Source organism: Gluconobacter thailandicus F149-1 = NBRC 100600 (assembly GCF_000964465.1).
GTDB lineage: Bacteria > Pseudomonadota > Alphaproteobacteria > Acetobacterales > Acetobacteraceae > Gluconobacter > Gluconobacter thailandicus.
Genome location: NZ_BANH01000017.1, coordinates 80,580 through 101,435, shown reverse-complemented (window position 1 = coordinate 101,435; position 20,856 = coordinate 80,580). Strand labels below are relative to the sequence as shown.

At 56.7% G+C, this 20,856-nt stretch carries 20 protein-coding genes and 1 tRNA gene; 10 read left to right on the top strand and 11 right to left on the bottom strand.

The genetic code is table 11. From position 1 onward, the window contains the following. The first annotated feature begins 397 nt into the window (after positions 1-397). From B7444_RS05805 to B7444_RS05770, 8 genes are all read left to right on the top strand, one after another. Positions 398-2,662 carry a PQQ-dependent dehydrogenase, methanol/ethanol family gene (locus B7444_RS05805; protein WP_016738469.1) on the top strand — a complete coding sequence of 755 codons (2,265 nt, stop codon included), beginning with the start codon at positions 398-400 and terminating at the stop codon, positions 2,660-2,662. A gap of 34 nt (positions 2,663-2,696) precedes the next feature. Further along, positions 2,697-4,133 (top strand): cytochrome c, encoded by a 1,437-nt coding sequence (locus B7444_RS05800; RefSeq protein ID WP_016738470.1) that lies wholly within the window; start codon positions 2,697-2,699, stop codon positions 4,131-4,133. A 115-nt stretch (positions 4,134-4,248) separates the two neighbouring features. Further along, positions 4,249-5,544, top strand: coding sequence for a tRNA uridine-5-carboxymethylaminomethyl(34) synthesis GTPase MnmE (mnmE, locus tag B7444_RS05795; protein WP_016738471.1), 1,296 nt, complete (start codon positions 4,249-4,251; stop codon positions 5,542-5,544). Positions 5,545-5,547: 3 nt separating this feature from the next. Then, positions 5,548-7,404, top strand: coding sequence for a tRNA uridine-5-carboxymethylaminomethyl(34) synthesis enzyme MnmG (gene mnmG, locus B7444_RS05790; protein WP_007282976.1), 1,857 nt, complete (start codon positions 5,548-5,550; stop codon positions 7,402-7,404). Then, positions 7,401-7,982 (top strand): 16S rRNA (guanine(527)-N(7))-methyltransferase RsmG, encoded by a 582-nt coding sequence (gene rsmG, locus B7444_RS05785; protein ID WP_007282975.1) that lies wholly within the window; start codon positions 7,401-7,403, stop codon positions 7,980-7,982. Before mnmG ends, rsmG begins: the two co-directional genes overlap by 4 nt. Continuing rightward, a complete protein-coding gene (locus B7444_RS05780; protein ID WP_007282974.1) occupies positions 7,972-8,772 on the top strand; it encodes a ParA family protein in 801 nt (266 codons plus the stop codon). Before rsmG ends, B7444_RS05780 begins: the two co-directional genes overlap by 11 nt. Before the next feature lie 6 nt (positions 8,773-8,778). Then, positions 8,779-9,657 carry a ParB/RepB/Spo0J family partition protein gene (locus B7444_RS05775; protein ID WP_007282973.1) on the top strand — a complete coding sequence of 293 codons (879 nt, stop codon included), beginning with the start codon at positions 8,779-8,781 and terminating at the stop codon, positions 9,655-9,657. Positions 9,658-9,765: 108 nt separating this feature from the next. Next, a tRNA-Lys gene (locus B7444_RS05770) sits at positions 9,766-9,841 on the top strand. 675 nt (positions 9,842-10,516) lie between these two features. On the opposite strand, the gene B7444_RS05760 is transcribed toward B7444_RS05770, so the two are convergent. From B7444_RS05760 to B7444_RS05710, 11 genes are all read right to left on the bottom strand, one after another. Continuing rightward, positions 10,517-11,065 (bottom strand): recombinase family protein, encoded by a 549-nt coding sequence (locus B7444_RS05760; protein ID WP_007282972.1) that lies wholly within the window; start codon positions 11,063-11,065, stop codon positions 10,517-10,519. A gap of 185 nt (positions 11,066-11,250) precedes the next feature. Then, entirely contained in the window at positions 11,251-13,164 is a 1,914-nt protein-coding gene (locus tag B7444_RS05755) for a DUF927 domain-containing protein (RefSeq protein ID WP_007282971.1), read from the bottom strand. Beyond that, the gene (locus B7444_RS05750; protein WP_186810572.1) at positions 13,115-14,188 is read right to left on the bottom strand and encodes a DUF7146 domain-containing protein; all 1,074 of its coding nucleotides are present in this window, start codon (positions 14,186-14,188) and stop codon (positions 13,115-13,117) included. The genes B7444_RS05755 and B7444_RS05750 overlap by 50 nt, the downstream gene beginning before the upstream one ends. Continuing rightward, entirely contained in the window at positions 14,185-14,730 is a 546-nt protein-coding gene (locus tag B7444_RS05745) for a hypothetical protein (protein ID WP_035729536.1), read from the bottom strand. Before B7444_RS05745 ends, B7444_RS05750 begins: the two co-directional genes overlap by 4 nt. Continuing rightward, entirely contained in the window at positions 14,727-15,491 is a 765-nt protein-coding gene (locus B7444_RS05740) for a phage antirepressor (protein WP_007282968.1), read from the bottom strand. The genes B7444_RS05745 and B7444_RS05740 overlap by 4 nt, the downstream gene beginning before the upstream one ends. Beyond that, on the bottom strand, positions 15,488-16,054 hold the full coding sequence (locus B7444_RS05735) for a hypothetical protein (RefSeq protein ID WP_007282967.1): 567 nt from the start codon (positions 16,052-16,054) through the stop codon (positions 15,488-15,490). The genes B7444_RS05740 and B7444_RS05735 overlap by 4 nt, the downstream gene beginning before the upstream one ends. Then, a complete protein-coding gene (locus tag B7444_RS05730; protein WP_007282966.1) occupies positions 16,048-16,329 on the bottom strand; it encodes a helix-turn-helix transcriptional regulator in 282 nt (93 codons plus the stop codon). Before B7444_RS05730 ends, B7444_RS05735 begins: the two co-directional genes overlap by 7 nt. A 150-nt stretch (positions 16,330-16,479) precedes the next feature. Then, positions 16,480-17,532 carry a hypothetical protein gene (locus B7444_RS17115; protein WP_007282964.1) on the bottom strand — a complete coding sequence of 351 codons (1,053 nt, stop codon included), beginning with the start codon at positions 17,530-17,532 and terminating at the stop codon, positions 16,480-16,482. Then, positions 17,529-18,380 (bottom strand): hypothetical protein, encoded by an 852-nt coding sequence (locus B7444_RS05720; RefSeq protein ID WP_007282963.1) that lies wholly within the window; start codon positions 18,378-18,380, stop codon positions 17,529-17,531. The genes B7444_RS17115 and B7444_RS05720 overlap by 4 nt, the downstream gene beginning before the upstream one ends. Next, a complete protein-coding gene (locus B7444_RS05715) occupies positions 18,380-18,796 on the bottom strand; it encodes a hypothetical protein (RefSeq protein WP_007282962.1) in 417 nt (138 codons plus the stop codon). Before B7444_RS05715 ends, B7444_RS05720 begins: the two co-directional genes overlap by 1 nt. After that, positions 18,793-19,020 (bottom strand): hypothetical protein, encoded by a 228-nt coding sequence (locus tag B7444_RS05710; protein WP_007282961.1) that lies wholly within the window; start codon positions 19,018-19,020, stop codon positions 18,793-18,795. The genes B7444_RS05715 and B7444_RS05710 overlap by 4 nt, the downstream gene beginning before the upstream one ends. A gap of 157 nt (positions 19,021-19,177) precedes the next feature. Between B7444_RS05710 and B7444_RS05705 the strand changes: the two genes are divergently transcribed. Further along, positions 19,178-19,390: a helix-turn-helix domain-containing protein gene (locus B7444_RS05705; protein WP_035729532.1), complete on the top strand. Its 213-nt coding sequence runs from the start codon at positions 19,178-19,180 to the stop codon at positions 19,388-19,390. Positions 19,391-19,568: 178 nt separating this feature from the next. Then, the gene (gene dinD / locus B7444_RS05700) at positions 19,569-20,810 is read left to right on the top strand and encodes a DNA damage-inducible protein D (RefSeq protein ID WP_007282959.1); all 1,242 of its coding nucleotides are present in this window, start codon (positions 19,569-19,571) and stop codon (positions 20,808-20,810) included. The last annotated feature ends 46 nt before the right edge of the window (positions 20,811-20,856 follow it).

The window sequence follows — 20,856 nt, the reverse complement described above, 5'->3', positions numbered from 1 at the left end:
AATACATGCGTGTCACGCATATGCAGGGAGGCCGGTATTCTCAAATAACATATGGGATCATTTTTGTATGATTTCATGAAATATTACGCACTTTGTTGAGAAACTGCCATTTTTTGTGTCAAAACTGCGACAGACACTAAAGCTGTTTGGTTGTTGGTTATTAAGAATAATTCTCATGTAATTAAGCGAGCGATTTTACGCGGATAGTGCTCACGGAAACGTCAGAAGCCCAGTTTCCGACAAACAATAAAATAAGGAGTAGTAAGTTCTCGTGATGCTGGTTTTCCAGACGACTTGAGAAACTGAGGGCACCTTGGACCCGAGAGGCGCCTATCAGGACTTGATTGGTCTGAATACCAGTAACAGGAACAGTCTTTGCAAAAAGGACAGTCGGATCATGGTTTCTGGTCTACTGACGCCGATCAACGTTACGAAGAAGCGCCTTCTGGGTTGCGCTGCTGCTCTGGCATTCTGCGCCACCTCTCCTGTCGCCCTGGCTGAGGACACAGGAACAGCCATTACAAACGCCGACCAGCATCCGGGTGACTGGATGAGCTATGGCCGGACCTATTCCGAGCAGCGCTACAGCCCGCTGGATCAGATCACCAAGGACAATGCGAGCAATCTGAAGCTGGCATGGCACTACGATCTGGATACCAACCGTGGTCAGGAAGGTACGCCGCTGATCGTTGATGGCGTCATGTACGCCACCACAAACTGGAGCAAGATGAAGGCTCTGGATGCAGCTACGGGCAAGCTGCTGTGGTCTTACGATCCAAAGGTTCCAGGCAACATCGCCGACCGCGGCTGCTGCGATACGGTCAACCGTGGTGCAGCCTACTGGAACGGCAAAGTCTATTTCGGCACCTTCGACGGTCGCCTGATTGCCCTGGATGCCAAGACCGGCAAGCTGGTCTGGAGCGTCTATACGGTTCCCAAGGAAGCGCAGCTGGGTCACCAGCGCTCCTACACGGTTGACGGTGCTCCCCGTATCGCCAAGGGCAAGGTCATCATCGGCAACGGCGGTGCAGAGTTCGGCGCCCGTGGCTTTGTGACGGCGTATGACGCTGAAACGGGCAAGATGGACTGGCGCTTCTTCACCGTTCCGAACCCTGACAACAAGCCGGACGGCGCAGCGTCTGACGACGTGCTGATGTCCAAGGCTTATCCGACATGGGGCAAGGGCGGCGCATGGAAGCAGCAGGGCGGTGGCGGAACCGTCTGGGATTCGCTGATCTATGACCCCGTAACGGATCTTGTTTACCTTGGCGTCGGCAACGGCTCACCCTGGAACTACAAGTTCCGCTCGGAAGGAAAAGGCAACAACCTCTTCCTCGGCAGCATCGTGGCGATCAATCCTGACACCGGCAAATACGTCTGGCATTTCCAGGAAACGCCGATGGACCAGTGGGATTACACCTCGGTCCAGCAGATCATGGCGCTCGACATGCCGGTCAATGGCGAAATGCGCCATGTGCTCGTTCATGCACCCAAAAACGGCTTCTTCTACATCATCGACGCCAAGACCGGTAAGTTTATCTCCGGCAAGCCTTACACCTACGAGAACTGGGCCAATGGCCTGGACCCGGTCACGGGCCGTCCGAACTACAATCCAGATGCTCTCTGGACGCTGAACGGCAAGCCCTGGTACGGCATCCCCGGCGATCTGGGTGGCCATAACTTCGCTGCCATGGCTTACAGCCCACAGACGAAGCTGGTTTACATTCCCGCCCAGCAGGTTCCCTTCGTTTACGATCCGCAGAAGGGTGGCTTCAAGGCTCACCACGACAGCTGGAACCTTGGCCTCGACATGAACAAGATCGGCCTGCTTGATGACAACGATCCACAGCACAAGGCTGACAAGGCCCAGTTCCTGAAGGATCTGAAGGGCTGGATCGTTGCATGGGATCCGCAGAAGCAGCAGGCAGCCTTCACGGTTGACCACAAGGGTCCGTGGAATGGCGGTCTTCTGGCAACGGCTGGTGGCGTTCTGTTCCAGGGTCTCGCCAACGGTGAATTCCATGCCTACGACGCGACGACGGGCAAGGACCTCTTCACGTTCCCGGCACAAAGCGCCATCATTGCTCCACCGGTCACTTATACGGCCAACGGCAAGCAGTATGTGGCTGTTGAAGTGGGCTGGGGCGGTATCTATCCGTTCTTCCTGGGCGGCGTAGCCCGTACGTCCGGCTGGACAGTCAATCACTCCCGGATCATCGCTTTCGCTCTCGACGGCAACGACAAGCTGCCGGCCAAGAACGAACTCGGCTTCGTTCCAGTGAAGCCGCCTGAGAAATGGGATGAAGCCAAGATCAAGGACGGCTACTTCCAGTTCCAGACCTATTGCGCAGCCTGCCATGGTGACAACGGTATCTCCGGCGGTGTTCTGCCAGACCTGCGCTGGTCCGGTGCGATCCGTGGAGAGGAGAAGTTCTACAAGCTCGTCGGCAAGGGTGCTCTAACGGCCTACGGTATGGACCGTTTCGACACGTCCATGTCGCCAGCTGAAATCGAAGACATCCGCAACTTCCTTGTGAAGCGCGCCAACGAGTCCTACGCAGACGAAGTCAAGGCCCGAGAGAATGAGGCAGGCGTCCCTAACGGCGAATTCCTCAACGTCCCTCAGGGTTCGGTTGCGCCTGCAACGCCGGACCATCCGTGACGGGAAACCGTCACGCTGAAAGGAATGACGTGACATGCTCAAGGCATTAACTCGGGACAGACTGGTATCTGAGATGAAACAGGGATGGAAATACGCGGCCGCAGTCGGCCTCATGGCAGTGTCTTTCGGTGCTGCCCAAGCCCAGGACGCTGATGACGCCCTGATTCAGCGCGGTGCCTACGTGGCCCGCCTGTCTGACTGCGTTGCCTGCCATACCGCACTACACGGCCAGCCTTTTGCTGGTGGTCTGGAGATCAAGAGCCCGATCGGCACGATCTACTCCACCAACATCACGCCTGACCCGAAATACGGTATCGGCAACTATACACTCGAAGATTTCACGAAGGCGATCCGTAAGGGTATCCGCAAGGACGGCGCGACGGTTTATCCGGCCATGCCGTATCCTGAGTTCGCTCGCCTGTCTGATGACGACATCAAGGCCATGTATGCCTTCTTCATGCATGGCGTGAAGCCGGTCGCCCTTCAGAACAAGCAGCCGGACATCTCCTGGCCGATGAACATGCGCTGGCCGTTGGCCATCTGGCGCGCGATGTTTGTTCCGACTGTCACACCAGGCCTCGACAAGAGCATCTCCGATCCGGAAGTGGCGCGTGGCGAATACCTCGTGAATGGCCCAGGCCATTGTGGCGAGTGTCATACGCCCCGTGGCATGGCCATGCAGGTCAAGGGCTATACGGCCAAGGACGGCAACGCTTACCTCTCCGGTGGCGCACCGATCGACAACTGGATTGCTCCCAGCCTGCGTAGCAATAGCGACACGGGTCTGGGTCGCTGGTCTGAAGACGACATTGCCGAGTTCCTGAAGAGCGGCCGTATCGACCATTCTGCCGTCTTCGGTGGCATGGCTGACGTGGTGGCCTACAGCACCCAGCACTGGACCGACGACGATCTGCACGCAACGGCCAAGTACCTGAAGAGCATGCCGGTCGTTCCGGAAGGCAAAAACCTGGGTCAGGATGACGGCAAGGCCACGGCCCTGCTCGAAGCCGGTGGCAAGGGTGATGCAGGCGCAGAGGTTTACCTCCACAACTGTGCCATCTGCCATATGAACGATGGCACTGGTGTCAACCGCATGTTCCCGCCGCTGGCTGGCAACCCGGTCGTCATCACGGACAATGCAACCTCAATGGCCAACATCGTGACATTCGGCGGTATTCTGCCTCCGACGAATACGGCGCCATCTGCTGTTGCCATGCCGGGCTTCCGCGATCATCTGTCTGACCAGCAGATCGCCGATGTTGTGAACTTCATGCGCAAGAGCTGGGGCAACCAGGCTCCAGGAACCCTGTCTGCCTCGGATATTCGCAAGCTCCGCACATCGGGTACTGCGGTTTCCACGGCCGGCTGGAACGTCTCTTCCAAGGGCTGGATGGCCTACATGCCGCAGCCTTATGGCGAAGGCTGGACCTTCTCCCCGCAGACACACACGGGCGTGGATCAGGCTCAGTAAGCCTCTCCAGACCCTGTCAGTCTGACAGAAAAGGGCGGTCCGGATACGGGCCGCCCTTTTTCTTTTGTATTCAGGCCGTTTTCACAGGATGGCATCCTGCACTACATATGAAGGCATGATTCCCTTCTCGTCTTCTGCTCCGCAGGTCATTTTTGCTTTGGCAACAGGCGCAGGCCGCGCAGCCATTGCCATCATGCGCGCCAGCGGACCCGGAAGCGCCGAACTTCTCAAGAGCCTCTGCGGTTCCCTTCCTGATCCTCGACGCGCCAGCCTGCGCAGCCTGCGTCATCAAGGCGAAGTGCTGGATCATGCCGTGGTTCTCTGGCTTCCTGGACCGAAATCCTACACCGGCGAAGACGGGTTCGAACTCCACCTTCATGCTGGACCCGCTGTTATCACTCGCGTTGCGGATGCTCTGACCGATCGGGGTGCACGTCCTGCAGAACCGGGAGAGTTCACAAAACGCGCTGTGCAGAAAGGTCGTCTGGACCTCCTGCAAGCTGAAGCCATTGCTGACCTGGTCGATTCCGAGACGGAAAGTCAGCGCAAACAGGCGCTTCAACAGGCCGACGGGGCTCTTAGCCGGCTGTATGATGGCTGGGCACAACGACTCAGGCTTGTTCTTGCCCATCAGGAAGCCCTGATCGATTTCCCCGATGAAGATCTTCCGCCAGAAGTTGAAGAGACGCTTCTGGCTGAAATGTCTGCCTTGCATCGCGAAATGTCCGCTCACTTGCAGGACAATCGCGGTGAACTGATGCGACAGGGGCTGACAGTCGTGATCGCGGGCTCTCCAAATGTCGGAAAATCCAGTCTTCTCAATACGTTATCCGGATATGATGCAGCAATCGTCACGCATCGCGCAGGCACAACACGGGACGCCATTGCGGTCGACTGGGTTTTGAATGGTGTTCGCCTCCGTCTAATCGACACTGCGGGTCTTCGTGAAACGGAGGATGAGATCGAAGCCGAGGGCATTCGCCGGGCTTTGTTTCACGTGAAACAGGCAGACGTTATTCTGCATCTGATCGGGCCAGACGAAACTACGGACGCCCTGTCTGACGATGAAATTGCGGTTCGTACGAAAATCGACATCGCATCTGCCCCGCCGAACATGCTAGGCATCAGCACCCAGACAGGTGATGGATTGTCGGCACTTCGGTCCGTACTGACGGAACGTGTCTCGGCACTGACCGCTAGCGCCGGTGCACCGCCTCTTACCCGGGCACGCCATCGTGCAGGTATTCAGGAAGCCGTCACTCATCTGGACCGCGCCCAGACTGCCACCTGGCCTGAACTGCGTGGTGAAGAACTTCGCCTCTCCATGCAGGCTCTGGGGCGTCTGACGGGACGTGTTGATGTTGAATCCCTGCTCGATGCAATTTTCGGGCAGTTCTGTATCGGGAAGTAGGTTTTGAGCGATTTCGATGTCATCGTGATCGGCGGCGGTCATGCCGGGTGCGAAGCAGCCGCAGCGTCTGCACGCTTTGGGGCCAGAACGCTCCTGCTGACACATAAGCTCGAAACCATTGGAGCCATGTCCTGCAATCCTGCTATTGGCGGAATTGGCAAAGGCCATCTCGTGCGCGAGATCGACGCGCTGGATGGCCTGATGGGCAAGGCTGCCGATCGAGCTGGCATCCACTTCAAGCTGCTCAATCGCTCCAAGGGGCCGGCAGTACATGGCCCGCGCGCGCAGGCTGACCGCTCTCTTTACAAAACGGCCATTCAAACCCTTCTGGCAGAAACGCCTAACCTGACGATCATGGCGGGAGCCGTTGGGGATCTGATTGAAGAAAACGGACAGATCTGCGGTGTCATCTGCGAAGATGGTCGTTCTTTCCGTTGTGGTGCTGTAGTCCTCACAACAGGGACCTTCCTGCGCGGCGTGATCCATGTTGGCCATGAGCAGCAACTTGCCGGACGCATCGGTGAAGCTCCAGCGACGAAACTGGGCGAACGTCTGGAAGCCCTCAACTTGCGGATGGGCCGCCTCAAGACTGGCACACCACCCCGCATTGCCAAAGACAGCATCGACTGGGACAACCTGCCAGAAGATCGCGGTGATGATATCCCGGAGCCTTTCAGCCCTCTGACCGACCGCATCACGAACGAACAGGTTTCGTGCCGCATCAGCCAGACGACGCCGGAAACACACCGCATCATCAACGAAAACCTGCATCGTTCCGCCATGTATGGCGGCGCAATCGCAGGGCGTGGCCCACGCTATTGCCCATCGATCGAAGACAAGGTGGTCCGCTTCGCAGAGCGGTCTTCCCATCAGGTCTTTCTGGAGCCAGAAGCACTCCCCGGAAATCCAGGTGGCGACCTTGTTTACCCAAACGGTATCAGCACCAGCCTCCCTGCCGATGTTCAGGCGCTTATGATCGCCTCCATGCCAGGTCTGGAAAACGCCCGGATTGTAACCGCTGGATATGCCGTGGAATACGACTATGTCGATCCACGAGAGCTCCTGCCGTCCCTTCAGTTACGCAGTCTGCCGGGGCTTTATCTGGCAGGACAGATCAACGGCACGACAGGCTATGAAGAAGCTGGCGCCCAAGGTCTGCTCGCCGGGCTGAATGCTGCTCGGGCTACCGCCGGAAATGATCCGCTCATTCTGGATCGGAGCGATGCTTATCTGGGCGTTATGATTGATGATCTGACGCTGCACGGCATTAGCGAACCTTATCGCATGTTCACCTCGCGCGCCGAGTACCGTCTGATACTACGCGCCGATAACGCAGACCTGCGCCTGACACCCAAGGGCATGGCGGCCGGATGCGTGTTGGCCGAGCGTGCCAATGCTTTTACTGGCATGAAGACCCAGATTGACGCCGCCATGGCTCAGTCCGCCTCTACGACCTTTTTACCCCAGACACTCAAAGACATCGGGTTTGAAGTCTCGCTTGATGGACGGCGGCGAAGTGTTCTGGATGTTCTGGCGAGCAATGGCGACCATTCAAAAGTGCTGAATCTTGCTCCATGGTTCGCAGAACTGCCTCTCCGTATTCGTCGCCATGTGGAAACGGAAGCGCGCTATGGCGGCTATCTGCACAGGCAGGATCGGGAGATCAAACAGCTTGCGTCTGAGAGTGCCATCGCACTGCCAGACAATCTGAACTACAACGCTATTGGCGGCCTGAGCAGCGAAATGCGCGAGCGTTTTACTCAGGCCCGTCCGACCAGCTTTGCAGCCGCACAACGCGTTAGAGGTGTGACACCTGCCGCTCTGGTTGCCCTGCTGGCCCATGTAAGGACCCTGTCATGACCACCGTTTCACGTGAAACGCAGGCCAGACTGGAGCGCTTCGCCGACCTCCTCGTGCAGTGGAATGCGAAGATCAATCTGGTCAGCCCGAAAGATCTGGGCCAACTCTGGCCCCGCCATATTCAGGACAGCCTGCAACTCGCAGATCTGATCCCGTCAGGCGCCACTATTACCGATCTCGGGTCAGGCGGTGGCTTTCCTGGGCTTATTCTGGCAATCGCAACAGGTAACCCGGTCACACTCATTGAGTCAGACCAACGAAAGTGTGCCTTCCTGCGGGAAGCCGGCCGCATCTGCGAGGCCAATGTCACCGTCCTTCCCAAGCGGATTGAAGCGGCAACCCCACCAGAAGCCGATATTATTACCGCCCGTGCACTGGCCCCTCTCGTCAAACTTCTCGGATGGGCACGTCCTTTCGTGAAAGAAAACGGATTTTGTCTGTTTCTCAAGGGTATAAAGGCGCAGGATGAGTTGACCGAGGCAAGCCGTGACTGGCACATGACATCCACCATTCTTCCCAGCCGCACCGACCCCAGCGGAGCCATCATCAAGGTCAGTGATTTCAAGCGTGTCGTCTAATTCCGTATCCCCCACCACCCGCATCATTGCCGTCACCAACCAGAAGGGCGGTGTTGGCAAGACCACAACCACAATCAACCTGGCTGCCGCGCTGGCACGGAAACAGCGCGTTCTGCTCGTTGATCTGGACCCTCAGGGCAATGCCTCGACCGGGTTGGGCATCGAGTATGATCAGCGGAATGTCGGCACCTATGCTGCCCTGATGCAGGAAGCAGAGCCACACGCCCTCGCCCAGCCAACCGAATTCGAGAATCTTTCGATCATCACCGCCAATAACGAACTGGCGGGTGCCGAACTGGAAATGATCGGGGATGAGCGCCGGGAATATCGTCTTCGTGATGCACTCCGCGCTCTTGAAGGCGATTATGATACTATCCTGATCGACTGTCCTCCCAGTCTCGGTCTCCTGACTCTGAATGCTCTGGTCGCATCCGACAGCGTTCTGGTCCCACTTCAGTGCGAGTTCTTTGCGCTTGAAGGAATCAGCCAGCTTGTGCGCACCATTGATCGTGTCCGGCGCGCCTTCAATGCAGACCTGCATCTCGAAGGCATCGTGCTGACGATGTATGATCGTCGGAACAATCTTTCGGAACTCGTCGCGCAGGATGCTCGTGGCTTCTTTGGAGAGCAGGTTCTCGAAACACTGATTCCCAGAAATATCCGTATCTCAGAAGCCCAGAGCCACGGCAGCCCCGTGCTGAACTATGATGCTCGTTCCACGGGCGCAGTCGCTTATCTGGCGCTGGCTGACGAGCTTCTGAAGCGAAACGAGAACAGGACAAAGGCATAAGCTGCGATGGCCAAAAAGGACACTTCCCCGCGCCTCGGTCGTGGACTTGCCGCCCTTCTGGGCGATCAGGCCCCTCAGCTTGCCCGGACAACGCGCGCCAATGCTCCGGTACAACAGCATACGTCTCTTCCTATAGACGTTCTGGAGCCAAGCCCCTTCCAGCCGCGCCGGGATATGAATCCGGAGCGTCTGGAGGAACTGGCCAACTCCATCCGCTCCAGAGGTGTCCTTCAGCCCCTTCTGGTACGCCCTGACCCCGCGAATCCTGAGCGTTACCAGATCATCGCCGGTGAACGCCGCTGGCGCGCGTCGCAGCTTGCAGGACTACACAGCGTGCCGGTGCATGTGCGTCAGCTGGATGACACCGATGCCATGGCGGCTGCGCTGGTGGAAAATCTTCAGCGCGCAGACCTGAATCCGATCGAAGAAGCCGAAGGTCTCCAGCGCCTCATCAATGATTATACGCTGACACAGGAAGAGCTTGCAGGTGCCGTCGGCAAATCCCGCCCTCACATCACCAACACCATGCGTCTGCTCAACCTTCCAGCTGAGGTACGCGCTCATGTCCGCCAGGGTGAATTGACCGCTGGCCATGCCCGTGCCCTTCTGGGCCACCCAGACCCGGCAGCAGCTGCCAGGATCGTTCTGGAAAAAGGTCTGAACGTCCGCCAGACAGAGGCTCTTGTCGCAGAAAAATCAGAAAAGAAACCAGCGTCCAAAAGTCGACGCGATGCAGAGATCGTTCAGATCGAGGAAGATCTTGCTCTTCGTCTGGGCCTGAAAGTCCGAATTTCTTACGACGGAAAAAAAGGCGGCTCTCTCAAGATCGACTATCGCTCTCTTGAACAGTTCGAGAGTCTCATGCGGCTTCTGAACCAGTCATAAGAAACTATTTTTAGAAGGTTTTGCAGATTTGTTCATTTTTTCTGCGAATCCCTCTTGCACGATACCAGCGCTTCCCTTTATAAGGCGCCTCACCGGAAACGGAGCGACGGGCACATAGCTCAGTTGGTAGAGCAGCTGACTCTTAATCAGCGGGTCCAAGGTTCGAGCCCTTGTGTGCCCACCAAGCTCCGTTTCCGGTCTTACCCTTGAAAATCTGCGCTTTTTAGATGATCTCTGCGGTGCCTAAACCGTCTTCCAGATCAGGGTCTATATTCACCTTAATAGATCTTCCGGACTCAATCCGGACTCATCTGAAAAATATTGGCCGCTGTCGCTGTCATGCTGCGAGCAGCAACAACAACACAAACCCGATTCCTGATTTATGCAGAAAGTGCCTCTTACCAGGGTGCGAATTACCCCCGGACGGCAAACCCTCCAGGAGGGACCCAAACATTTTCCGGATTGCCGCCTGATCCTGCTGGCCCTGCCCTTCCTTTTTTCAGACCCATGCACAAAACGCATACCTTTGAGGTCTCTGCTCCTGCCTTTCTTACCCTTGCCATGAAAACGGTGTTAAAGGTGTTAGGGTGTTATTCGACTGATAAGCATCTGTTTTATAACAGTTTTCCAATAACACCTTTCATAGTTCAGGCGTAACACCTTCTAAAAGGTGTTATTGGCTCTTAGGGCTATTCCGCAGAAAACTAGGGTTTTTCTTTAACACCTCCCAAACACGCCCATCCGCATATGCCAGCCTCAAAAGGTAGCGATATGCGCTTAATGCATAGGGAGGCAAAAAATGCGGGAAGGAAACTTCCTGCGCTGCCCGCGCAGACCAAGCACCTGGATCGCAACAGGCTCAGAGATCAGCAGATAGGATGCGATAGACACTGGCCCTACCAATGCCGAGACGCTTGGCTATCTCAACAGGCCCGATTCCCTCATCTCTCAGCTTCCTCACCACGTCAGCATCAATCGAGGACTTGCGGCCGGTATAGACGCCACGTTCTTTAGCGGCCTTGATCCCTTCCAGCTGACGCTCACGCCGCAGGTTCGTCTCGAACTCCGCAAACACACCCAGCATGTCCAGGAACGCCTTGCCCGCTGCCGTGGTCGTATCCACTGGCTGCTCCGTGCAACGCAAAGCCGCGCCCTTGTCTTTGAGTGTGAGCATGATGGTTTGCAGATCCGCGATGGATCGAGCCAGGCGATCAATCCGCGTCACCACCAGCATGTCACCTGCCTGTAGGAAGGCGAGCAGGGTTTGCAGCTCTCGACGCCCGGCGGTTGAAGTCCCTGACACCTTCTCGGAACGAATGACCTGACACCCAGCCGCTTTGAGAGCCTGCTCCTGAATTGTCAGATCCTGGTCGGTGGTGCTGACGCGGGCGTAACCGTAGATGGTCATATGGCGGCTCCAAGTGTCTCGTTTGGGTCTAGACCTTTCTCATAGAATGTCTCATATGGAAAAATCAACCCAAATGAGACAAGGAAATCCGCCAATCCCGTGTCTCACAAGACCGTCTCGTATTGGTATACTCAAAAGAGACACCTTGAACTCATGCGTCCAGCGCATGGCGAAAAGAGATCGCCTCAGCGATCCCCCTCTTCCGTTCCCAAAATAGAAGCCTTCACCTCATACGCCCGGATATTGCGATGGCCCGGCGGAGAAATGACAGTCGAGTTCTTGTTCTTGCCAGGCATGAGATAGCCCGTCTCAATCAGCGTCTGTGTAGCATTGCGCCGGTTCAACCCTGATAGAGCTTCGGACATTCCCTCTGCTGTCAGGAAGTAACGCCACTCATGCTTTCCTTCCTCACCTTTCATCCAACGTTTCCAGCCTGCCCGGTTCTGCGTCCGGAACCTCTCCCCCGGTGGTTGGCTTTCTTCGGACTGCGCTGCGTCCCCCTGGACAGGATCAACCCAACGTTCAAACCGGGCCTCCCCATTCTTGGCAATGAAGTCTCGCACCTGGGCAACAGCCTGCTCATCCTCACGCCGTCCAACCGTTCCGCGCTCTGCCAGCCATGCAGCGAAACAGATCTCCGCCATCACGCCGGGCGTGTCATTGTCCCAGCCTGTCAGACCGTATTCCGTCGCAAGTTCTCCACCTGCTGCCACCATCGCAAATCGTGCAGCCACACTGCGCACCTGTCCGGATGCCTCAGGATAGGACTGCAACCACTGAGCCGTCAGAGCCGCCATACGACCGCGCAACCGATCCTGTATGACGTCATTCCCTTTCATCCGCAGTTCATCCGTAAGCCGCAACAGGAACGCTCGTAGCGGTGCGCCATAATACTGCCCTGTGACAACGCGCAGGTGACGGGCGAAAGCGTCTGGCGTGTCATGGTCATGCACATCTTCAAACAATCCACGACCATGCCCGGCGTCTGCTGGCAGATCAGCAAACCGCACTTCCTGCCCGGCCTTTGTCGCCTTTCCAGCTTCCCGGTTGAGATCCGCAAGCCCCAACTCGCCGGTGGACAGGAACAGAATGCGAAACCGCGCCACCGTCCGCGCTCCACCCGTCCGAGAAGCACGCGCCTTGCCCTGCCCGTTCGAGAGCAAATAGGCAATCTCACCAGCCTCACGCGGGTCCAGCTGCCCGATCTCATCCAGTGGCAGCAGCACGTCACAACTTGCCAAGGCCGTGCTCTCGATACCGTTGGACGTAGAACGCCAGGAGCGAATGTAACCCCCTGCCCCGTTCTGAGGTGTGCCACCACACACAGAGGCCGCCACGCGCAAGGCCGTAGACTTACCCAGACGACTAGAACCCTTGAAGGAGATGCCGCCGCCCTCTTCACCCAGCAGCCCCAGAAGAGGCGCAGCAAAGGCACACGAGGCTGCGAAGATTAGACGGCTGTTCTTCATGCACAGCGCACCAATCTGGAGTTTCCAATCTTCTACGCTGCCTGAAACCCCAAACAGAGACGCTTCACGATCCAGCGTCTGCAAAACCACACGCTCAGAAGTTTCACCCAGCGTTTCATCAGGCAGAACAAACACATCCCCACCCCCGAAGCGATGCCAGCCGATCTTCGTCACACTTCTCGCACGTTGCGAACTCTGCAAACTCGCCAGCCACTCCAGGAACGCGGCCTTGGCTTTCGGCCCGGCGCCAAGTGTCAGACCACCATCAGCCAAACGGCTCCGGATCTCATTGCCATCTCCCGCGAACAAGGCACGGGCAAAAGCTTCTTCATGCCGATGTCCATCACGGTCATGCCAAGCCAAGAGAAGCCCCCAGTTCTGCCCGGCTTCATCGCGTGATTCTCCCAGCACCTCGACAGGTCCGCAGATGAAATACGGAGCGCCATCACCGTTACGACGCCAGATCCCATCATCTCGATAAATAAACCGCCGGTCTTCACTGACTTCCTGCTGTTTTGCGTCGTTTCGTCCCGTTGCCGGAAGTTGGAACACCTTGGCGTTCTCAATTCCCTTGCGAATATCAGACCGGCCGCTCTGGCTTCCCGTCTGTGTCTTTTCCCCGGAGGACATCGTTCCAGTCTCCATGTACGATTTCAGGCATGGCGAGCCGAACCGTGCGGCCCTGCGATGCGAATTTCTTGAGAGCGGCTTCCAGAGCGCGACGGGCTTTTTCATTCCCGCTGTCATTGTCAGCCGCGAAGATGATATTTTTGAGCGTGTCCGGCAGAGCGACGGCAGCCATGTTGCTCAGTGAGACCGCAGACAGCACACGGAACTCAGGACAGGCCACAGCCACGGACAGCGCTGTTTCAATGCCTTCCGCGATAACCGTCACGTCATCGTCTGGAGCTACACCCAACGCCTTGCCAGAGGCTCCGCGCCATAGGCGAATGCACCCACTGGCAAACGATCCCAGCACCTTCTTGGCGTTCTGAAGATCAGCCTTGACCCATTGGCCGCCGGGCGTCTGACCCAGCCACGTCCGATGAACGGCCACCAGCTTTCCGGATGGGCCACAGATGGCCGCAAGCATGGCTGGAAGCGGCCTCTGCACTTCTCCGCACCAGACAGACGGATTGAAACGCAGCGCGCCAGGAGCACGCCCAAGCTCACGCAGAACAATCCCGCGCCCGGCGAGATAAGCCTCTACTGGCGTTCCTGCGATACCAGGTGCCGTGTCATGCCATAGCCGACGCGCAGAAGCTCGCTTGCGCTGGGCCTCCTGATCCAGTTCATCGTTCCGCCTATCTGGAACAGGCTGCCTCCGTTCAGGAGCACGGAAAGTCGGTGCAGAACCATCACCCAGCCCGAGCCAGCTGACAGCCCATTTCATGGCTTCTTTCCGCTCACCACCGAAAAGGACAGCCGCCACCAGATCCAGCGCATCCCCGCGTTCGCCTGAGCTGAAGTCAGCCCAGACACCTGCACGAGAACCATTCAGATGAACGGCAAGGCTTTGGCCTTTCTCACCAGCCAGAGACCCACAACGCCATTCCGCTCCGTCCTTCCGGCCGTTCGGCAGCAGTTCCCGCGCCAGAACGCCAATGCGTTCCGCCAGCATCCGTGAGAGTGTGCCCGCGTCATGCTGCCTCATGCGGGTTGCGCCTTTTGGCTCCAGGTCTCTGTATCCACCTCACCGAGACGGGCGAGAGCCAACGACGCAATCCGCCATTCCTCTTCAGGGCAAGGTGGTAACTCTCCCTCTCCACCCCAGACCAGCATTTGACGCCGCAGATCCATTTGCGCCTGAAAGACATTAAGAGCCCGTACAGCCGCTGAGGTTGCTTCGTCCGTCCGGAGAAAAATCTGTTCGCGTAACCACTCTGCGCCCCAGAGGAGTGGCACAGTCAGATCGTGCAGAAGAAGAAAGCCTCCCGCCAAATCTTCCTTGCAAATAGGGCTAGGCCAGTAATCGTTGCGCTGTTCATTGATGCGTCGCACCAACCTTGCAAGAGCGTCTTCGCTCTCACCAACCGGGATAAGGACACAACCTGCAATGACCCTATCTTGGGAGCCCCGGACAAGCTTTTCAGCCTTTCTCAAGCACTCCCGGTCTTTCTCGCTCCAATCGCTGCCACTCACCCGCGCAGGCTGCTGGAGACCCAATGTGATTAAATGCCCAAGAGTAGAGCTCATACCACTTCCCCTAGAGCAGGGAGGATCTGGGCAATACGGGCCAGCCCTTTGAGGGTCAGCACCACCTGAGGGCGGCTCACCAAATGCCCTTCCGGGTGCGTCTGCTCAAAATGCTTGTAAGAGAGATAGCCAGCCCGTTCCTTGTCCGCATAACCAATCCAGCGGCTCTTGTTTCCGGCCCGATAGATCCAGCGCATCTCGTGAAGACGAGCCATGAACCGACGCGGCGGCCACCCACATTCCTTGGCCGCTTCCGTGAGGGTTAGCAGTCCGTCCATCCCGGCGATGCGATCATAGGCTAAGGCTTTCGGAGCCAGCGCCACCAGTTCGGCATCCTTCCGCTGGAGAGCTTCCTGAGCTGCCAGAACAGCACGCGCCATCAGCGTCTCAGACGTGTCTCCAGCAGAAGATGCGACATAGGCACCCGTGCGGCGGATTGACGGAATGACCTCGCCTGTCACCCACTTCTTGAACCGCTTTGCAGCAGGCTTCCGGCTTGTCAGGACCAACGACCAGAGACCGGATTCATTGATGAGGACAACGGACTGAGCCCGTCCGTCAGCAAAGACCCCGCCGTCCCGGATGCCCTCGCCAATGTTTAGGGTATCCTTTTCGTCATCATCCAGACGCCGACCCGCTACAGACGGATTGCTATGACCGAGAAGACCGCACACATCCGTCAGCACCCACCAGGCAACACCTTCACGGTTCAGCACCCGGACATTCTGGCCTTCGAACTGAAGAGGCATCATCTCGGTCATACCGCGCCCTCCCGCCGGGCCGCAGGTAGAGCCACGATGTCACCTTCCGGACCGACGATGGCAGTTCCAGCAATCAACCGTTCGGCTGCCTGATCCCGCTTTTCTGCCAGAGTGAGAATGTCCTGCCAGCCGAGAGCATCCAGCCAGTTCCTCGCCTCGACCGTGCGAACATCCCGGTCCAATCCAATGCGGAACCACATCAAGGCAGCCTTCAAAGACTGGAACTGATCAGGCGCGTCTTCCGGCATGTCTGGATGGACCAGGGCAAGAAAGGCGTCGTCAGCCAGCAGAACCTTCCGCAGTTCTGACCACGCTGCCAGAAGGCCAATCACAGCATCCTGAGACGGCACAGGACGGAACTCATCACGGCCATGCAGACGCAGGGTCTCACTCATGTCACGACGCCAAGGGCTGTTCTGCACGTAATCGTCACAGCCACGGAAGAACGTCATAAGGCGCGTAAGCAGATCCGGCTTGCTGTCTTCCAGAGACGGCCAAAGCAGATCACCGGCCCGGCGCGATGCAGGCGCACTCCGTGAAACCGTATGAGAGGCTGTCAGCATGGTGCGGCCTCCCGCTGGGCTCGCACCGTTGCCTCTGACGTTGAGCGGACAGAGCGTTCAGAAATCCAACGCTCCAACTCAGAGAGCGCATAGCCAATCCGGCGCTCCGTCAATTTGATAAAAGCAGGTCCCGTGCCCTCAAAACGCATGGACTGCAAAGTCCGGACAGAGAGCGAAAGCTCCTCTGCCGTCTCAGTCTCAGACAGCACCAGCCGACGAGCACTCACACGGGCTCCTCTACGGCTCCGCTCTTCACGGACAACCGACATTTCCATTTGCGATACTCCGCTCCTGCCAATCCGCCTTATTGCGAACTGGTGCGGCTATTCAGTGGAACGACACGCCTTCTCATTTCTTCGGAGAACTTCTCAGAAATGAAAAATGAGAAGTTATGAGGACCTTTTACTGCCCCAAAAACGCTGGGCTCATTCTCGATATTTTGCTTTAAATTTTCGCACCAAGCGTTTTTCTCTCACTTGTTCCTCTTCGCTACCACCGGCCCCAAGAGCGCATGCGCTGGCTGCCTGCCAGAGGTTCGGGTATTCCCCGCTTTCAAGGCCAGCCTTCATCTTTTTCAGCCACCTGTCGTCATCATATCCGCGCTTGGTTTTCTGAGAGCCGGCCAAGGCAGAACTTGTATCTGTTTGCGGCTGATCCCTAGGAACCGCTTCTGGATTTTCTGAAACAAGACGGCTGATTTTCTGTCTGTTCACAGCGGTAGACAAGGACGGAGAAGGCTCGTTTCCAGAGTTTATATCTCTTGCACAGACTTCTATGTCGACAGCACACCATGTCTGTCTACTTTCACTCCCAAAGACCTTTAAGCGTTTAAGAAACAGACCATTTTCATCAACAACATCAGGCCGCGGCATACCGATACGACGCCGGGCCCACATGCGATGGTGGCACTCCCTGATGTCACCATAATCACTCTTCGTGTCGACAAAGCCCGTCTGAATATTAGGTTGAACCAATACTTCTCGGACTTTTTTATCGACTTGATCCCACTTTGCCCCGAGACCCCAATCATAATTCAACGCTCTAGATAATTGCTCGTTTGGCCATACCGCCTCTGGAGGCAGAGGCTGGCCCTCGACGATACCCCGGTTTTTAAGTATCCGACGGCAGGCATCGTTTCGGTTAGCCTCAAAACCACCAAACCGCTGCACCATGCGGGCGATAATGACGAACGCTTCCAACTCTTCAGGCGCCCAGAGCGGAATTAATTCATGCAGAAACACCCGCTCACCACGAGCAAAGCGCTCTGCTGCATCTAACTGATGACCCATAGCCGCCCCACGCCAGCCGTCCCCACGCATGAACTGGAGCGGCGCGGCGGGCCAGACGTGGGGTTCCGGCGTTCGGCGGCCAGACCTAGCCGCGCCATCCGTCACCATGCGCCCGGCGCCAAAAGGAAACAAGCCGTGAACATACCCAGCGCGAGCCAGCCCAGACGAGGCTAAAGACAGCCCGGTCATGCCATCACCTCAGAGCCTTGCCAGAGTGTCTTGAAAAGCCCGTGCTCAGCTTCTGGCAGGCTCAGCGCCGCAGGGTCCAGAACGTCCGTCAGGTCCTGCCCACAGGCTGCCATAAGGACGGGCAATGCTGAGGACAGACACCGCATGATCCGTGTGACATTCTCGGACCGATACAGAGGCGCACTTCCGCCCACCGGCTCCAGATCCACTGCCTGAAGCGTTTCCAGGGCCGCGAACACCTGAACCGTAGCGTCCACCAGGGAGGCAGACGGCAGAAGCGGCATCAGATCATGCAACAGCAGTTCGACACTTTCGGCCGCCTGCGCATCAAGGGCAGACCAGCGCCGTTTCCTTATCTCCTGCCCGTCTTCCAAAGTTTCAAGGTAATCAGTCCTCTGATCCTTGAGCTTCTGAGCCCGGCGCATACGAACAGCAGCCTCATAGGGTGACACCGGCCCCACAGGAGCGGAAACAACTGGCTCCGCCGGGCGAACCTGCATAACCTGCGCCTGATCACGGATGATGGCCGCAGCGACCTGCCCAAACCAGTCTGGAGCCTCACGGATCATCTGCTCATAATCAAGCACCGGCCGTCCTAATGCCTTTAGAGCGTCCATCTGGGCTTTCTGGCCTTCCGGCGTTGTCGCACGCTGCACCAGAAGATCATCCAGCAGCTCACGTGCCCGATCAGAAACAGCCTGAGCCTCAGGACTGGCTGGAGCCGTCTCCATAAGCGCATCCTTGGCCCGCACAGTCTGCACGAACTCACCGCACAGACGGATCAGCACGGCATCTGGCGACACATCAGCCGCATTCTCTCCGCCCGCATTAACCTTGAACGTCTGCATCACAGGAGCCCTCCCTGCATGTCTTCCAGCAGGGAGCGCATCAGGGCCTCCCGCATGTTACGCGGGACCACCGCATCCCCAAGCACAAGCCGCGTGGCTCTGCTCTTGGCCTTAAGACCGTCCAGACTGCCTGCCTTCGTCTCACAGACCGCAGCAATCAACGTCTGACGCCGGGCCAGCAGTCCCCCCAGGCGAGACGCCGGAAGACTGTGTGCCTGGTCAAGCTGACGTTGCCGCTCTCTTTCCGTGGCAGCCAGATCCGCGCAGAGACCAACCAAGTGTGAATCCACAGGAGGCGGACAGAACGAAAGAGAGTCCGCCGTAATGGCGTCTGTTCCTGTCATGGCTGCCAGCCCGGCGAGACGGCCCAGACCCGCTACAGTTGCCATTCTCGCCTTGGACTGATCGTTCATCATGAACGCCCCCTTTCCGCTTTCGCAGACACCAGCAGGAGGGAGGAATGGGTATGGTGATGACCAGCCTGCGCCGGGCCATGCAGGTGCTCCGGCTGAGCGAGTGTCACGACAGACAGCAGGAACAGACCTGCCCCCAGAACAGCAGGTGCAGCCTCAGAAACAAGGTGCGCAGAAGCAATCACTGCCCGGCGCAAGCCGGACGTGGTAAAGGCATGAATAGCCATTGCCGAGGTTCCTCTCGGTATGTGGTTAGGCCGGTTTGGGAGCTTGCACCTTCCCTACCGGCTGCAAATTTCTTGCCCATATATCGGAACACAGTTACGATCTCTCTGCAATAGAAATCGTATCAGGGTTCTGATTTTGCTACCTGTTCAATGTAAGATGGCGCGCGCCGCTATAGCTTGGGGCGTCCGTGATTTGGCTCGTGAAGCCAATGTATCGCCGGATACGATTGCCCGGCTCGAGCGGGGCGAACCCCTTAAAGAGAATACGATCACAGCCATCCGAAAAGCCCTGGAAGCCGCAGGCGTAGAGTTCATCCCCCAAAACGGAGGCGGCCCCGGCGTGCGGCTGAAAGAGGAGACGCCCCGATGAGCAGGAGCAACTATTGAGAATTACTCAATAGTTCGAACGGAGAGTGATCACTCGGTTAAGATGCTGGCGACATGAAACATGCTGGCAAAAAACTGTACCGGAAAGGTGCGGTTATTAATCTTTCTAGAATTCAAACCACATAGTAATTTACAATAACTTTCTCGGCACGGAGAGAATCGTGGATATTGATAAGTTCGATTCCGAAAAAAATGAAATGAGCAGTATCGAGTCTTTACTTGATCAGTTCGAACAAGCCGGTCATGAAGCGCCAAATGGCGATAAAATATGGTTTGCTCGTGACTTACAGACACTATTGGGATACCAGAAATGGGACAAGTTCGAGCAGGTTATTGAACGGGCGAAAACCGCCTGCGCTACCGCTGGGCACCCCATCGAGAATCATTTTCAGGAGGTTTTTCCCCAAGCGGGGAAAAACCCCAAGGGGGGCCGACCATCTAAAGATTTTGAGCTAGATAGGTACGCTTCATATTTAATCGCGCAAAACGCATCTTCTTCCCTGCGACAGGTTGCCTTTGCTCAAACATACTTTGCTATTCAGACCCGGCGCCAAGAATTAGCCGACCAAGATGGCGTCGACTTTGATACTCTCTCCGAAAATCAAAAGCGTTTATATCTACGAAACCAAGTCGTGGCTGAAAATAAGCGACTAGCCAGCGCAGCTAAAGCTGCCGGTGTACAAACGGGCCAAGATTTTGGGAAATTCCAAAATAAAGGTTACCAAGGGCTATATGGGGGCCGTGGGGTTGGAGAGATCAGGCAGTACAAAAGCTTACCAGGGAAAGCTAATATTCTCGACCACATGGGAAGCACTGAACTGGCAGCTAATCTCTTCCGCATTACTCAAACCGAAGAAAAATTACGTAGCAAGAACATCATTGGAAAAGAACATGCATGTAATGCTCACTACGAAGTAGGGCGAAAAGTTCGGGAGACAATGAAGGAGCTCAGCGGCATTATGCCAGAGGACCTTCCCGTTGCCGAGAGCGTGAAGAAGATCGCAGCAGCGGAGCGCAAACAGCAACGCATGCGGGCAATCCCGGCACCGGCCCGCATCGAGCAATCATCGGTCTCTCCTAAAGAAGCCGGTCCAGTCGAAATCGACCTGACCAAAGACCTTTGGAAATACGCCCTGCTTATTATGTCTGTACGCCCGGATGGCGTGATCACGACCAGTGAACTGATTGATGCAATTCCAAAATTTGTGAAGTTGTCAGACGACCATACAGCGACAAATGAAAGCCGAAAGGATTCAAAGTTCTCTCAAAGTGTTCGCAACCTGAAGTCGCACAAGACGAGCAAGTCCAATTTCATATACCAAGGCTATGCCGAGGACGTGAAAGGCGGCTTTAAGATCACGGACAAAGGCATAGAATTTGTGTGGAGTTACTTCAAAGAATAGCCGCTGCGTGATCAAGAGCAGGCTGCATTCTACAAGAAATTAGCAG